The organism is Syntrophotalea carbinolica DSM 2380, from assembly GCF_000012885.1.
GTDB classification, from domain to species: Bacteria; Desulfobacterota; Desulfuromonadia; order Desulfuromonadales; family Syntrophotaleaceae; genus Syntrophotalea; species Syntrophotalea carbinolica.
In genome coordinates this window covers 1610431-1625396 of record NC_007498.2, presented here as the reverse complement: position 1 = coordinate 1625396, position 14966 = coordinate 1610431, and the positions used below count along the sequence as shown (strand labels likewise).

At 51.8% G+C, this 14966-nt stretch carries 11 protein-coding genes; 4 read left to right on the top strand and 7 right to left on the bottom strand.

The window, feature by feature from the left end; translation table 11 throughout:
- Positions 1–473: 473 nt before the first annotated feature.
- Both PCAR_RS07790 and PCAR_RS07785 read right to left on the bottom strand, forming a co-directional pair.
- Positions 474–884: a hypothetical protein gene (locus tag PCAR_RS07790; protein WP_148204320.1), complete on the bottom strand. Its 411-nt coding sequence runs from the start codon at positions 882–884 to the stop codon at positions 474–476.
- Between the two features lie 298 nt (positions 885–1182).
- Entirely contained in the window at positions 1183–2733 is a 1551-nt protein-coding gene (locus PCAR_RS07785; protein ID WP_011341110.1) for a transposase, read from the bottom strand.
- Between the two features lie 407 nt (positions 2734–3140).
- On the opposite strand from PCAR_RS07785, the gene PCAR_RS07780 reads away from it, so the two are divergent.
- The gene (locus PCAR_RS07780; RefSeq protein WP_011340233.1) at positions 3141–3449 is read left to right on the top strand and encodes a transposase; all 309 of its coding nucleotides are present in this window, start codon (positions 3141–3143) and stop codon (positions 3447–3449) included.
- Between the two features lie 11 nt (positions 3450–3460).
- On the top strand, positions 3461–4471 hold the full coding sequence (locus PCAR_RS07775; RefSeq protein ID WP_011340232.1) for an IS3 family transposase: 1011 nt from the start codon (positions 3461–3463) through the stop codon (positions 4469–4471).
- On the opposite strand, the gene PCAR_RS07770 is transcribed toward PCAR_RS07775, so the two are convergent.
- Together PCAR_RS07770 and PCAR_RS07760 are read right to left on the bottom strand one after the other, a co-directional pair.
- The gene (locus PCAR_RS07770; protein ID WP_052643340.1) at positions 4459–5175 is read right to left on the bottom strand and encodes a prephenate dehydratase; all 717 of its coding nucleotides are present in this window, start codon (positions 5173–5175) and stop codon (positions 4459–4461) included. The genes PCAR_RS07775 and PCAR_RS07770 overlap by 13 nt on opposite strands.
- 486 nt (positions 5176–5661) lie before the next feature.
- Positions 5662–6447: a hypothetical protein gene (locus PCAR_RS07760; RefSeq protein ID WP_011341108.1), complete on the bottom strand. Its 786-nt coding sequence runs from the start codon at positions 6445–6447 to the stop codon at positions 5662–5664.
- A 714-nt stretch (positions 6448–7161) separates the two neighbouring features.
- On the opposite strand from PCAR_RS07760, the gene PCAR_RS07750 reads away from it, so the two are divergent.
- Positions 7162–8139 (top strand): IS481-like element ISPca3 family transposase, encoded by a 978-nt coding sequence (locus PCAR_RS07750; protein ID WP_011341105.1) that lies wholly within the window; start codon positions 7162–7164, stop codon positions 8137–8139.
- Between the two features lie 421 nt (positions 8140–8560).
- Complete coding sequence (locus PCAR_RS07745; protein ID WP_011341104.1) at positions 8561–9562, top strand: integron integrase; 1002 nt, start codon at positions 8561–8563, stop codon at positions 9560–9562.
- Positions 9563–9711: 149 nt separating this feature from the next.
- On the opposite strand, the gene PCAR_RS07740 is transcribed toward PCAR_RS07745, so the two are convergent.
- The 3 genes from PCAR_RS07740 to PCAR_RS07730 form a co-directional block, all read right to left on the bottom strand.
- Positions 9712–10866 carry an NAD(P)/FAD-dependent oxidoreductase gene (locus tag PCAR_RS07740; RefSeq protein ID WP_011341103.1) on the bottom strand — a complete coding sequence of 385 codons (1155 nt, stop codon included), beginning with the start codon at positions 10864–10866 and terminating at the stop codon, positions 9712–9714.
- A gap of 100 nt (positions 10867–10966) precedes the next feature.
- Entirely contained in the window at positions 10967–13411 is a 2445-nt protein-coding gene (locus PCAR_RS07735) for an AAA family ATPase (RefSeq protein ID WP_011341102.1), read from the bottom strand.
- A 252-nt stretch (positions 13412–13663) separates the two neighbouring features.
- Positions 13664–14929, bottom strand: a complete 1266-nt coding sequence (locus PCAR_RS07730; RefSeq protein WP_011341101.1) for a metallophosphoesterase family protein — start codon at positions 14927–14929, stop codon at positions 13664–13666.
- Positions 14930–14966 lie beyond the last annotated feature (37 nt).

The following is a 14966-nucleotide window of genomic DNA, read 5'->3' as shown; positions in this document are numbered from 1 at the left end:
ATGTGCAGATCTCTGGACGGCCGAAACGAAGCGAAGACTTCTGGACTAAGAGCCCGCACCAAGGCCGTTTGATCAGCCAGCTACCGCCATCCAGCGGCGATTGATTGGAGGTCCGCCTCGCTCCTACGTTCAGCTTGCGCGATGGTCCGAAGGACCAGCGCCGGATTCTGCCCCTTCCCCGAGCCCAAACCTAACTGCGGCCATCAACTCCAGGATGGACCCCGACTTTTTGACTGGGCCGGCATAAGGGTACGCACGCGTTTCCAGGCGGCGAGAGCTCGACAGGGCCTCGCACAAAAGAGCCTCGATAAGTGTTTGGTGCAGAATTCGTCTGCAACCAGGTGGAAACCAAAGTCGGAGTCGGCAGGTTTCAAGGATCAGTCGCTTTTCAAAGAGCAAAAAGATTCAATCTTTTTCGTTCGCGGGATTAGTTTGTCCTTGACGAACGGGGGCCTTATAAGTGTTAAGAAATGTTAAATATTCATCGTTTTTTTGTTGCATTGCGATAGTTTACGCAATTTACTGATAAACAAATTAAAATTATTATTTTCAATAAATGCATTTAGCTCGCCAGACAATTGCTGAGCTATCATAGAAGAAAGTTCTTTATATTCTGGAAGTGAAGTAAATAATTTAAGCAATGTTTCTTGCACATCATCAGGAACAAGACTCGTTTTGATAGTTTCAAAGAAAGCATCAATGGCTTGTTCTCTTCCATTTTTACACTTAATTATTTCTTCAAAAATATGTATTAAATCATGACTCATGATAAACTTAGGCAGGTTGATTATTTCAACCTGCCCTTTTTTCCTAAACTCGACCAGTACCACCGCAGAGAGTGCAAGCGCCAGGTGTTCCACGCTTACCTTTGCCAGTTCCGCCACAAAGTGGACAAGGGACTCCAGCCATTTTTTTGACCTCCTATAGGTGTGGGCCATAATTTAGTTACTTAAAGTAAAGAGGCCCATCTCTACTTTAAGTATGGGTAACTCGGAAGCCTAACGAGCCTGTAGAAAAACCATTTTGACTGAACCTGTTTTCCGTCAATCTATTCTTCTCGGCCCCGATTCCTATTTTAAGTTCTCTTCGGTTTCCTTCGCCTTATTCTCTCTAAAACGACTCCACAAACCGTACAAAGAAGAAGCTTTTACTCCATCTAGACCCGGATTTCCCGCTTTTACCCTACAAAGTCCATCCATACCGATGAATCTTGCCGATATTGTGGAGCATTGTCATCAATTTCCATTGCCCATCGACTTTGGTGCGACCACGCAGGGAAAACCGTCGCAGCCCAAGCGTTTCGCGCAGATTGCCAAAGACAGGTTCGACGATGCCCAGGCGTTGCCCGTAAATGTGGCGACCGAACACGGAATCGATCTTCTGTTTCATCCGCTCGATGATGCCGATCTTGGGACTCGATAGCGTCTCCAGCAGCACGTTGACCTGGCGGGCTCCTTTTTGGCGGATGTCTCGCAAGCATTGGCTCCGCTTTGCACAGCGATCACAATCAGCCTGATAGCCCATGAATTGCATGAATAAACGCTCGCCGATCTTGGCTTTGGCGCACTTGAGCCACAGAGGGTTACCGGCCGGACAGGCGCAGGTCTTGTTGGCAAGATCGACCTGAAAGTCGCTGACGCTGAAGCGTTTTTTTGGGTGGCTCTTTGACGCACCGGAGTCTTGGGGCTTGTGACGTGACGCGGTCTTGAAACGGGGATCGCGGGAGCGAAAACCAGGATCGGCGATATAGCCGTCTATGCCTTCTGCTTCCAGATGCTCCAGAGTCTGTCCGCTATGAAAACCACTATCGGCCAGGATTTTGGCCTCGCTAAGAATCTCGTCACCACAGTTATGATAGTTACCGTTGAAGGCCTTGCGGATGCCCTCAAGCATCGGTTCGAGCAACCCATGCTCCTGTCCCGTACCGAAGGCTTCGGCATGCACCACCACCTGATGCTCGGCATCGACCGCGGCGACGCCAGTGTAGCCCTGAAGCACGCCGTGGCTGGTCTTCATCTTGGCGCTGTCGTTGTCGGTGATGTTGCTTTTCACTTCCTTGCCGCGACGACCCTGGCGTTTTTTGTTTTCGGTCAGGAACTTCTTGATCTTACGACTGGCCTTGGTCAGAGTCTCTTTCTGCTTTTCCTCCCGCTGCCGCATGGTCGGATCGGGCGGCCCCTTTTTATCTTCTTCGCGGTGCTTGTTGAGCAGAAAGCGTACGGCCCGGTCGATCTTCTTGGCTTTCTTTTTCAAATCGTCGTGGGTGCCGCTCCACTCCTTGGAGGCGTTCGATGGCATCTTGCAACCGTCGACGGCGAACATCTCATGACCAATCAGCCCCAGGGCATCGCAAACCATCAGCACCTGATGAAACAGATCGGCAATCTGTTTGGCAGACCCGGAGATGAAGTCGGCAATGGTGGTGAAATGCGGACGGCTGTCGGCGGACAGGGCCATAAAGATCACGTTTTCACGGCACAGTGCTTCGATCTTGCGACTGCTAGTAACCCCGCGCGAATAGGCCAGCAGCACAATCTTCAGCAGAATGGCCGGATCGTAGGCGGGACGGCCGGCTTCGTCGTTGTTGAATTTACTGTTGAAAATACTCAGGTCGAGTTCGTTGTCGACCAGGTAGTGCAGGGAATACTCGAAGGTGCCGGGCAGGATCTGCTGTTCGAAATCCACCGGCAACATAACGGTTTGCTTGTAGTCGTAGGGTTTGAAACGAGCCATGAGAAAAACCCCTTTAGCATTTCATGAATTTTTTCGCATTCTAACACGTTTTTGGGTTTTCCTACAGCCTCAACGGCTGAGATAAGCCGCGGCGTAAAGGCCTCGGAATTCGTAGAAAGTTTTACGAAACCCGCAGAGCTATCAACCGTCGGCTTAATTGCGTTGTTATACAAGTTTACATTTTGGGTAAGATCCAAGAAACTTAACTTTATTGATCTTTTGAATTTCTTTGAGGGCATCGGAGATATCTGGGTCTTGAACTCGCCCGTCAAAATCTATGAAAAAATGATATTTTCCAAACTCTCTACAGGTCGGTCGGGAGATGATTGACGTTAGATTGTCTTGGTTCAGCGTGAATTGGAGAATCGCTCCGTTTGAGTTAGACTATGCGAACGGAGAAATTAACCATGCGAAAACAACGTAAAAATTACACCGGCAATGAGAAGGTTGCTATTCTCAAGCGGCATCTTGTCGATCAGATACCGGTCTCGGATCTGTGTGACGAATATCAGCTTCAACCCACGGTTTTCTACCGTTGGCAGAAGGAATTTTTTGAGAACGGCGCTGCCGCATTCGAAAAGAGCAACTCTCGCAAAAAGACATCTGATGAAAAACGGATCGCTCAACTCGAAGCCAAATTGCAGACCAAAAACGAAGTCCTCTCTGAGTTGATGGAGGAGCACGTTCAGTTAAAAAAAGATCTTGGGGAACTCTAAAAGCGTCCTGGGTGCCCCATGATATTCGCGATGCCGTTATCGATTTTGTCAAACACTGGGCAAAACGCACCGGCATCGCAGTGACGCACATAATCGACTGGCTGGGCCTGGCTGTCAGTAAGTTTTACAACTGGCAGCAGCGCTACGGCAAAGCCAACGAGCACAACGCCTTGATCCCCCGCGATTTCTGGCTGGAAGAAAAGGAGAAGCAGGCGATCATCAAGTTCTATCAGCAGAAGCCCCAGGAGGGCTACCGCCGCTTGACGTTCATGATGCTCGATCAGGATGTTGTTGCCGTCAGCCCCAGCAGCGTCTATCGTGTTCTGAATGCTGCAGGACTGCTCAGGCGCTGGAACGGCAAACAGTCGAAAAAAGGAACCGGCTTCGTTCAGCCGCTCAAGCCGCACGAACACTGGCATATTGATGTTTCGTACATCAATATTTGCGGCACCTTTTACTATCTATGCTGCCTACTGGACGGTTGTAGCCGCTACATCGTCCACTGGGAGCTACGCGAGGCGATGACCGAAGCAAATGTGGAAATCATCCTCCAACGAGCCCGGGAAAAGCATCCCGCCGCCACCCCGAGGATCATTTCCGACAACGGCCCTCAGTTTATCGCCAAGGACTTCAAAGAGTTTATCCGGGTGGCAGGCATGACCCACGTACGGACATCGCCTTACTATCCGCAAAGCAATGGCAAACTGGAGCGTTTCCACGGCACCATCAAGCAGGAATGTATCCGCCCAAAAGTCCCACTGTCGCTTGAAGAGGCCAGAGCACAAGTGGCAGACTATATTCGCTACTACAATGACGAGCGACTGCACAGCGCGCTGGGCTACGTGGCCCCCAAAGTTAAACTGGAAGGCCGCGAAGAACAGATATTCAAAGAACGTGACAGCAAACTCGAAGCAGCGCGAGAGGCAAGAAAACAAAAAAGGCGGCAGGAAAAAATCCGGCCTGCCCAACACCATAGGGTCCCGGAAAGGGAGACTTTTAACCCACTAACTCAACAGGGCTGATATTCCAATTCCGACTGAGGCAAAACAAGATTGATTGTCCTCTTGGAAAATGAGTTCAATATCTCACTAAGTAAGCCGGGACGGTCTTTGTCGTCCAATACCACAATGCTGGTTTTGTATTCCTCGCCCCCAATCTGTTCTGATGCCCTCGTGTTGTTCGATAATGCGAGGAATCGAGTTTGATTCTTCTTGAAATCATTTATGTTTTCAACCACTAACGGAAAATCGTTTGGTCTAAAGGAGCCTAACGGCACGATAGCAGCACTCTTGTCAGCCGTATTTCGGGCAAGATCTAATGATTCTATATTGCTCTCAGTTGTAACAATTTCGATCTTACCTAGAGATTCAATAAACTCACTGCACTGCCCTTTTGCAACAAATTGGACAAACAGCTGATTGATCTTCGACAGTTCATTGGTCATGCTTACGAGGCAGAAATGAACCGGCAGCATAATTTCGCCAATGATTCTCAGTTCAGCACTAACTAGCTGATCAAGCACCAATGGGATAAAACCTTCTGAAAAGTTTTCGATTGGAAGGACACCAATCTCACATGTTTTTCCAATTGCCTTTAATGCACTTCCTATTGAGGGGAAATACACCACCTGCCATGACCCTCCTAAGGTATCGGTATACTTCGAGGTTGCTGCATCAGAAAAGGTCCCTTGAGGACCCAATGTTAAGATTTTGTTCATACTTTTCATATTATGCTGCTCAGAACGTTTTTATAACGTTCGGGGTGAGGGGCGCGCGGTAAACCGCTTAAAAAAAGACACCCCGCAATTTCGCGTCCCGCTCTACCCCATGGTTAGCCGATCATTTTGGCCATACAAACTTTTCGGCTGCAGGACTGTCAGGATCAAACCAGTTCTCAGCCGACTCTTTGTAGACGGCCTTACCATCCCTGTTCACTCGAACAAGAACCATATCTCCAACAGGAGCGCCATGCAGGTAACGGAGCGTACCCATATTATCGAAAAGCACTTTGCCTTCATCATACAGTTTCTGAAACGTTGACCAGTTGCTGAGGTTCTCTCTCGTTATAGTTATTCGTTTGGGGGGATCTTGATGCCTCATCTTGGTCCTCAGCTAACGGACCGTGCTAAGCGGGCTGGAGCTGGTCCTTTTCAAGTGTGTAGAAACCTATACGCGAACCGCCAAAGTATCACCCAGTCCGCTTGAGCATTTGGTTAGGCGTCCTCTGAGTCTTTCAAAAAGCGGTATGTTGCATCCAAAGCTCTCGCGTGCCAAATGGCTAAATTAGTAAGATCCTTAACCGAATTCTTGTAGGTGTCTGTTCTTTCCTCCATAAAGGTTGCCCCAGAGCGCCCACCATCAAAACCTTCGAAATGGAAAAGACCAACTTCCAAGCTAGCATGTGAAGCAGGATGCTGCACTGTTTCACGGTAAAGCTTTAGATTCTCAACAATTTCACAAGGGGCATTTAATATGTTTCTAAGGGCAGAAAGGAAAGCAGGGTAGATCATGTTGCCTTTCACCTGAGGTTCAATTCTAATGGGTTTTCTACCCTGAAATGTCATTTGAGTTTTGTACAAATCGACAACCTTTTTACCAGGGTTTTCAGAGAGCTTTTTGACCAACTGTAATTTCGGGGGAAGTCTTCGTATAAGTTTGTCTGGTAGGGCAATAAGAATACTCAAGGCTATTAATTCAGATGCGACGCGCCCCTGGCGCTGCGAAGCAGGCGCATTCGATAGTCTTAGTACATTTATGCCCGTCTCAAATTCAGCTGCTGCGCTAAAAAGATTAATGCAAACATCAGCGCCAAGCTCTCTAGGAAGTAGCTGGTTAATGCAGTTTTGCTCAACTTCAGAGTGCCTCAGAATCTTGGCTATTGCTTCTGAAAATTGCGTAAAGGTCCTATCCCCTAGAACAGAATCGACCTTATGCATCCTCTCTGGTGCCCCGCGAAGGTTTGCAATAATCTTGTCCGGTGAATTGAGCCAAGTATTCATAATCCCTTTTTGATGGCTTAAGCCTAACGCCAGCCATAACCGGACGCAAAATGCGGAGCATAGCGCAGCTTTTTGCGGTCCGCGTTTATGGCATTGTTAGGGGTACTTTTAAACATTATTAACTTTCTAGCTCTTGCCTTGTGGTATTTGATATATGTTCATACGCCCACGCATGACCGCAGTAATAGTCCAATAGCCAAAGAGTATCTTGTATTGCGTCTAGAATTTCATCTAACGTGTCGTCGCTTGGGGCTTTAGCGCCGATGTGAGCTATTCTATTTCTAATAGTTACTGCTTTCTTTATTACTTCCATAGTAGTTTTTGGTGGTGGAAGCACCTTTCCACCTACAGTATTACCCACTGGTAACGTCGGCAGGTATTCAATTAGTAACCGAGACACAGGAGGGCTAGGAACATTTTCAACAAGCCAATTAGAATTAGGAACAAGAGTTCCTATCGTTGTCTTGACAGCCACCTCTAGTGCAGAAAGCCCAGTAATAAGTGCGCTTCTACCATTTCCATTCCTTTACCCCCAAGCCTCTCTGAAAAGTTCATGGTGCACTGGTTCTTGAGTGCCACTTTTGATTATTTCTTCAACATCCTCTTTAACTGTTGGGTCCCGGATGATTCCATTAGCAGAAAAAGCTTCCCGTTATTCTTAGCTCGGGATATGCTTTTTGATATTCTCTGCGGTGAAATCTAAAGGAGTCTGATATGACGATACGGTTACACGCTAATGCCACAACGACCCCGAAAATCCGACGATATATCCAAGAGTCGGAAAAATCGCACAAGGCTTTAGCTAAAGAACTGGGCATATCCATTGACACGGTACGTCGCTGGCGCAAACGTGACGATGTTCACGATCGGTCTCATACGGCACACCGACTGAATACAACGATGACCGAAGCCCAGGAAGCCGTTGTCATCGAGTTGCGTCGCTCTTTGTTGTTGTCTCTCGATGATCTCCTGGTCGTCACTCGGGAATTTGTCAATGCTGACGTCTCTCGTGCGGGACTTGACCGTTGTTTGCGACGACATGGGGTATCCCGATTGGCGGACCTGATCCCGAAAGAGGAAACGGCCAACAACAAGCCCAAAACATTTAAAAACTACGATCCGGGGTTCGTTCATGTCGATATCAAATATTTGCCACAGATGCCGGACGAAACCTCTCGGCGTTACCTGTTTGTAGGCATCGACCGTGCTACCCGCTGGGTTTACCTGGAAGTGTGCAAGAGCAAATCCGCCCAAGCCGCAAAGGGCTTTTTGAATCGCCTGGTAGCCAAAGCGCCATTTGTGATCAAAAAATTGCTCACCGACAACGACAAGGCATTCACGGATCGATTTTCCACTGCTGGAGAGAGAAAGCCAACAGGGAATCATGTATTCGACAAAACCTGCGTTCAGCATGGTATTGAACATCGGCTTATTCCTCCACGCCACCCTCAGACCAACGGGATGGTTGAGCGATTCAACGGTCGCATCAGCGAGGTTTTGGCAACAACCCGGTTCGATTCCGCCGAAAATTTGGAGCAGACATTGTTACGTTATGGTTATCTATACAACCAGCATATTCCTCAGCGAGCGTTGGGGCATAAAGCTCCCATACAAGCGCTGAAGGATTGGCAAAAAAAGAAACCAAAACTTTTCCGTAAACAGGTCAGGAATCATGCGGGACCTGACATGTAACCGTATCGTCATATCAGACTCCTTTAGATTTCACCGCAGAGAATATCAAAAAGCATATCCCGAGCTAAGAATAACGGGAAGCTTTTTCTGCTAATGGAATCATCCGGGACCCAACAGTTAGCCATATATAATCCAAACGCTTCCACCATACCTCACCTATTGGCTTCCAAAAGACAAGCCAAAGGTGGAGACCGGCAAGCAATAGTGCCAGAAAACTAAATAGCCACAAGGGATTTGAACCAATTTCAACTATTCGCGGAATTTCAATCACAATATTCTCCAACATTGTGGTTAAGTGGAAAATTTTCCAGCATAACACCCTTATAGCAGGCAAATTTTTCCACTTATTGCATTATTAAAGGGTAAAAAGTGGAAAATATCCCCTTGATTTTTCCATCTGCTGATAATATAAATTTTTCTTATGAAAAACAAGCAAAAGTTCCATCCAAATCCTGAACTGAAACTCATGGACCAGGTCCGTGAGGTGCTGCGATATCACCACTATGCCTACCGAACTGAACAGAATTATTGCCAGTGGATCGTTCGCTTCATCAGGTTTTTCGATGCGAAGATCCATCCCAAGGATATGGGCAAAGGGGAAATCGAATCCTTTTTGAGTCATTTGGCAACCGAGGGAAATGTATCCGCCGCAACGCAGCGACAGGCATTAAATGCCATTATATTTCTTTACAAGAGGGTACTTGATCAACCGGTTGACGAAATACTTGAACACATTAGAGCCAAAAGGAAACGGCGACCACCGATCGTTTTAAGCCAGGGGGAGGTCCAAAAGGTACTCAATCAAATGACGGGCACACATTTGCTGATGACCCAACTGTTATATGGCGGGGGATTGCGATTAATGGAATGCATACGATTACGCATTCAGGGTCTCGATTTTGAAAGGAACCTTATCTATCTTCGCGATGGCAAGGGCGGAAAGGATCGCACAACCATTTTTCCCGCCTCCATGAAAAGAGCATTGCAAAAACACGTCGAGAAGGTCAAACAGCTGCATGAACAGGACCTGGCTGATGGTTACGGTACAGTTTTTCTCCCCCATGCCCTGGCAAAAAAATACCCTAAAGCACCACAGGAGTTTGGCTGGCAATATCTCTTCCCGGCCAGAGGGCGTAGCACCGATCCACGCTCCGGCAAGATTCGCCGCCATCATGTCCTTGAGTCCGGCTTGCAAAAGGCGGTAAAGGTTGCGGTAAACCGTGCCGGAATCCATAAAAGAGTCGGCTGTCATACCTTTCGCCATTCGTTCGCGACCCACTTGCTGGAAAACGGTGTGAATATCCGCGTGGTGCAGGAACTGATGGGGCATGCCGACGTCAAAACCACTGAGATTTACACCCATGTCATGGCCAAGGATATCAATGCGGTGGCCAGCCCTCTGGATTCCCTTGAAAAACCGTAATCCCTCACGCAGACACCGATCAGAACAAGAGGCACGGAAACGCCGCCGGGCGGGACAAAACCGTGTGTTTAATGCCGCTGCCAGATCATCCGGACGATAATGCCGGTAAAGCCAACATCGTGGATGCAACCCGGCACTTCCCCGCTCCCTTATCTCCAGAACTTCGCAAGTTTCAGAAAGGAAGACGGCGACAGATTGACGCTCCGGAAGTTCCGCTTGCCGGTCATAATGTCGGTCATTTTTTCCACGAAAGCCTGGCCGTAAAAACGGAAGATCAGGTTCCGCAGGTGCGGGTGGTGATAAAGCAGTACGGCCAGCTTGCGGGAAACCTCGATGTCGGCCAGCAACCCTTCGGCGAGCTTCTGCCGGTAAATCGCCTGGACCTTCTCCCGCTTCATCTCACCCTCCGCGATCGCTCCGGCAGCGAGCCGTCCACTCTCGAGGGCTGCGGTCAGCCCCTCGGCGGTGAGAGGGTCGGCCAGTCCCGCGGCATCCCCTGTCAAGAGGATCCCTTTGTCTGCGAGCTGCCCAAGACGGGGGAAAACCGGGATCAGTGCGGCGTGGATTTCCCCCGGTTCCTTTGGGACGATGCCCTGATTTTTCAGGTAAGCGTGAAAATCTGCCCGCAGCCCCTTCCCCGAGACCGGACGAACCATGCTGCAGAGGCCGACCGAAAGATGATTTTTCTTCGGGAAGATCCAGGAGTAGCCCCTCCGGGGATGATCGATGTCGAAGCGGGCCGCATCGCAAAAACGCCCGTAGGTTCCGTCATCGACGGCAAGTTCGCACTCGAGCGCCGCAATCGCAAGGGGTGAGGGAGACCAACCTCCCCTGCGCGCCACGACGCTATTGACGCCGTCAGCCCCCACCACGAATCGCGCCCTGACCTCTCCGCGGTCGGTCTTCAGAAGAACCGAATCGGAGGAGGTTTCGAGGTCGCAGACCTTGGGTCCGGACAGGCAGTGGGCACCGCAACGGCCCGCTTCCTCCCAGAGGGCGGCATCGAGGTCGGCCCGCATGACCATTCTCACCACCGGAAAATCCCTGCGCACAACGAAGCCTTCCTGCCTGCCCCCAAAATTAAGCTCGACATTACGGCACGCAACCTCGGTGAAAGGCTCCGGAGAGATGGGGAGTCGTTCCGCGGCGCGGTGGAGAAGGCCTCCGCCGCAGACCTTGTAGCGCGGGTGTTCGGCCTTGTCGAGGATGCAGACATCGATGCCGCGCTTGGCCAGCCCGATCGCCGCCATGGTCCCGGCGGGACCTCCGCCGACAACGGCAACGTCGTAAATTTTTTGATCCATACTTTTAAAAACCTGAAAGTCAAAGAAAAAGGGACAGAACAACGGCCCCGACCCCGCTGACGACCGTTACAGAATCTCCACCGGGATCAAACCGTATCCGTTATTCTCCCAACGGTATCATCTGATCGGTAATCTCCGTGAAGGCGACATCGTGGCTGACCAGGAACAACTGATCGTACCAATGCTCGGTCACCTCCTCACGGCCCACATCGATGGCGCGGAAAGCGTGCGCCAGGTTTTCGCGGCGGGCGGCGTCGAGATTGGAGGTCGGTTCGTCAAAGAAGGCTACCCGCGCGCCGATGGTCTGCAGCAACGCCAGCCGCAGAGCGACCACGGCGCTCATCATCTGCCCGCCGGAGAGCTGATCGTCGGTGCGCTCGCGCAACTGCCCGTCGGCCATATCGCGCAGCACAACCTGGTAGTTATCCCCCCACAGCAGCTCTTCATCGCCTTCGGCAATGGTGCGATAAATGCGATCGGCCCGCTGGCTGATCTCCTCGCGGAAACGTTCGGAGAGTCGGTTGGAGACATTGCGGAAGACGCGATTGCGCAGATACTTGACCAGTTGCTCCTGCTCCTCGTAATGCTTCTTTTGCTCCAGGCGCTCGGCAATGAGTTTTTGCAGCTGCTTTAACCGGGTAATGTCGGCGGTCAAACGCTCATCGTCTTTTTCCAGCCCCTTGATGCGTTGTTGCAGCCCGGCAATCTCGCCGACCCGTTGTTCTTTTTGCTGCCGGGTGCGTTGATGCTGGGAGGGATCGTATGCCTTTTGACAGCGGTCGCGCTCTGCAAGTTTGGCCTTCCGATCCTCTACCAGCCCGTCGAGGGCATGCTGCCAGCGGGTCAGGGTCTTCTGCCGCGCGTCTAGCTCGCCGGCATCTTTGGCATGGGCGTAAAAGCTATCCCGTGCCGTCTGGTAGGTCGCCCTCTCCTGCTCAGTCCGCAGCAATGCCTCCTCCAGGCCGTCAAAAGCCTTACGCTCCTTACGACGCTCTTCAAGACTTTCGACGGCTTTGGCCTGCCGCTCCTGAAGGGCGGCAAGACCGTCGGCGCGCCCGGCGTTGGCTTGCCGGCGGGATTCGAGTTGCGTTTGCTGCTTGTCGAGTTCGGCACTGCGCACCTTCAAAGCATCCAGCGCCTGCCGGGCTTTTTCCGCAGTGGCACTGTCTTGGACATTTTTTTCGATCCGGGCATCCAGTTCAGCGACCTGTGCGTCGAGTTGCGTCATTTTATGACTGAAAACGTCACGGGGTTGCTGTCCTTCGATATTCCGGCACGGTTCGGCAAAAAACGGGCAGACCCCTTCGGCGAGTTTTTCCTGTCCTTCCGCCAGAGCGACACGGCGCCCCGTCAACAATCCGCGGCGGGTACGCAGCGCCTCGGCCTCCTGCCTCAGAGTCTTTAAGCCCGCGGCTGTCTCGACAAGTGCGGCATCGGGCTGAAGCTCCTTGCGGGCGGCCGCCAGCCGCTGCTGTTCCGCGTCGAGTTCCTGCCCGGCTTTCTGCACTTCGTTGTTCTCGTGTTCAAGTCTCTGGCCGATAGCCAGGGAATCCTTCTCCAACTGGGCAATATGCCGCTCCAGGGAACGACTTGCCCGTTCCTTTTCACGCAGGGACTTGAGGGCGGCATCGGCCTTCTCGAAAGACTCTTTGCCCGCCCGGCACTTTTCCAGCGTCGCGACGGCAGCACGGGCCTGATCAACCGTTTCCCGCTGGGTGGCTACTTTATCTTTGCCGTTCTGGATGCGGATGTCGAGCTCCTGCACCGCGGTGGTCGCCATGCGCAGGGCCTCCTCCTGCATCTCGCATTCGGCAAGTCGGCGCCCTGTGGTCTCCAGTTGTTTGGTTGTTTCCTCCAGCAGGCGTCGCTGTGCCGAAATTTCCGTTTTCAAATCGGCAAGCGCTTGTTCCCTCTCCGGCAACACGGCGACCTGCTCCTGCTTGCCTTCCACTTCGGCGACCAGAAGTCCGATATTATGCTGCACCGCCGACAGCAGGCCACTGGTGCCCTTGTAGGTTTTGCGCCAGGCATCGATGCCGAGGGTTTCGTCGAACGCCTCCTGCCGTTTGGTCGCTTGTTTGATGACGAAAGGCCCGAGAAAATCGTTTTGAAACGGCCCGATGACCAACTTGAATTGCTCAGACAACGGCCGCCCGTTGGCCAGGCCTAAAAGTTCGGCCAGGCGCGCTTCGGTCTCCCGGATATTGGCGTGCTCCTCCACCTCGAATTCGCTGGCGATCTCTCGGGCCAGAAGCCACTTGACGCCCCCACCGACGGTGCGCGTCACCCGCCAGGTATCGCCGGCATCCACGCGGAAGGTCACCGAAACTTCGCCGCGCTTGGCGCCGATGGATAAAAACCGCTCGATATTGGAGACGAAATCCCGTGCATCGACCCCGAACAAAGCATAGCCGATGGCCTCGAACACGGTACTCTTGCCTACCCCGTTGGGACCGGACAAAACATTGATCCCGGCGGAAAAGGACAGGGTCGTATCCCGATGAGACTTGATATTTTTCAGATGAATCGTTTCGATCAGTAACATAATTAAGTCAGTTATTGGTGATTAGTAATTAGTTGTCACTTGTCACTTGTCACTTGTCACTTGTCACTTGTCACTTGTCACTTGTCACTTGTCACTTGTCACTTGTCACTTGTCACTTGTCACTTGTCACTTGTCACTTGTCACTTGTCACTTGAACCTTGAACCTTGAACCTTGAACCTTGAACCTTGAACCTTGAACCTCGGGCCTCGGGCCTTTGGCTTCAAACCTCATCACCAATAACGAATCACCAATCACTTTTTATCGATGTTCGCATCCCGTGCCAGAATGCCGAGCAATTCGTCATCCGACACCTCGCCTTTCAGCACCAGGTCGCGGATAGACAGGGACAAGGCGACGAGTTCATCCTGCCGATCCTTGTATTGACTGTTGGCGCCCACCAGTTCGTGCAGTACTTCCTTCTCGATATCGGCCAGGCTCTTCTTGGCGGATGCGCTGTCGCTGCTGCGGGTGACGAGGGACAGATGGTTGCGGATTTCCGCGTGCAGGGGCCGGCATACTTCTTCCAAAACCGTGAACAATCGCTCGCGCCCCAACTCGAAGGGATGAAACGCCACCCGGCCGACCAGTTTGAGAGCGACCAGGGGGCGACGCTCATCTTGGCCGGTATCCAGCGCTTCGCGCAGTTGCCGGTGGACGTTTTCCAGAGCCGTTTCCGCATCGGAGGTCCCATCTAGATCGATGGTCACCGCATGCATGGGCCGGGGATCGGTGCTCCGGAAGGTATGATGGAAGTAACCGTTTTCAACCGTCACCAGATAATAGCCCTTGTCGTAGCGCTGTTCCCCGAAATTAACGCGCTCCGGCGAACCGGGGTTAAAGCCGTAGGGCCGTCCTTCCGGTGTTTCGACAAGATACGGTTTATGACCGTGGCCGAGAGCCACATAGCCGAAACGATCCGCCAGGGGCAAGGCTTCTTCCGGCTTCATGTTGCCGATCTCCACCGGCGAAAAGGTCCAGATCCCGACGTGAAACAGCAGAAGGTTATTTTCGGTGGTGACCGCCTCGCAGATCCGCGGCACATGGTTGCCAGCCTGGGCCCCGATATAGCCGAGCCCGTAGATATTCAGATCGCCGACAACCAGATGCCCACCGCAGCCCTGTTCCTCGTCGAAGGGTTCGAAGAGATAACCGCCCTCGGCGGTGCGCGTTGGCCGCAACAGACGGATATACCCCATCTGCGACAGAGCCTCCATCCAGGAGATGCTGTCGCGCCGGTGAATCCAGTCGTGATTGCCTTCCACGGCGACACAGGGAATACCGGCCTCCTTGAGGGGTTGCAGGATTTCGATGGTACGCGCGAATGTACGCGGCAGGATCTGGCCGGTATGGAACAAATCACCGGCAATCAGAACGAAGTTGACCTCTTCGACCAGGGCATCGTTGACGATACCTGCCAGACAGGTGAAGAAGTCTTCACTACGCGCGACTTCGCAGCCACCATGACGGTAGGTCTTACCCAGATGAATATCGGCGGTATGGATGAATCGGAGGGACATGACAAATCAATCCGTTTTTTTGTAGGACACTTGAATT

What these genes read in the sequence shown, in the direction of transcription:
- PCAR_RS07780 (WP_011340233.1), top strand. Translation starts at nt 3,141, where the DNA reads ATGCGAAAACAACGTAAAAATTACACCGGCAATGAGAAGGTTGCTATT.
- PCAR_RS07730 (WP_011341101.1), bottom strand. Translation starts at nt 14,929, where the DNA reads ATGTCCCTCCGATTCATCCATACCGCCGATATTCATCTGGGTAAGACC.
- PCAR_RS07740 (WP_011341103.1), bottom strand. Translation starts at nt 10,866, where the DNA reads ATGGATCAAAAAATTTACGACGTTGCCGTTGTCGGCGGAGGTCCCGCC.
- PCAR_RS07750 (WP_011341105.1), top strand. Translation starts at nt 7,162, where the DNA reads ATGACGATACGGTTACACGCTAATGCCACAACGACCCCGAAAATCCGA.
- PCAR_RS07760 (WP_011341108.1), bottom strand. Translation starts at nt 6,447, where the DNA reads ATGAATACTTGGCTCAATTCACCGGACAAGATTATTGCAAACCTTCGC.
- PCAR_RS07785 (WP_011341110.1), bottom strand. Translation starts at nt 2,733, where the DNA reads ATGGCTCGTTTCAAACCCTACGACTACAAGCAAACCGTTATGTTGCCG.
- PCAR_RS07770 (WP_052643340.1), bottom strand. Translation starts at nt 5,175, where the DNA reads ATGAAAAGTATGAACAAAATCTTAACATTGGGTCCTCAAGGGACCTTT.
- PCAR_RS07735 (WP_011341102.1), bottom strand. Translation starts at nt 13,411, where the DNA reads ATGTTACTGATCGAAACGATTCATCTGAAAAATATCAAGTCTCATCGG.
- PCAR_RS07745 (WP_011341104.1), top strand. Translation starts at nt 8,561, where the DNA reads ATGAAAAACAAGCAAAAGTTCCATCCAAATCCTGAACTGAAACTCATG.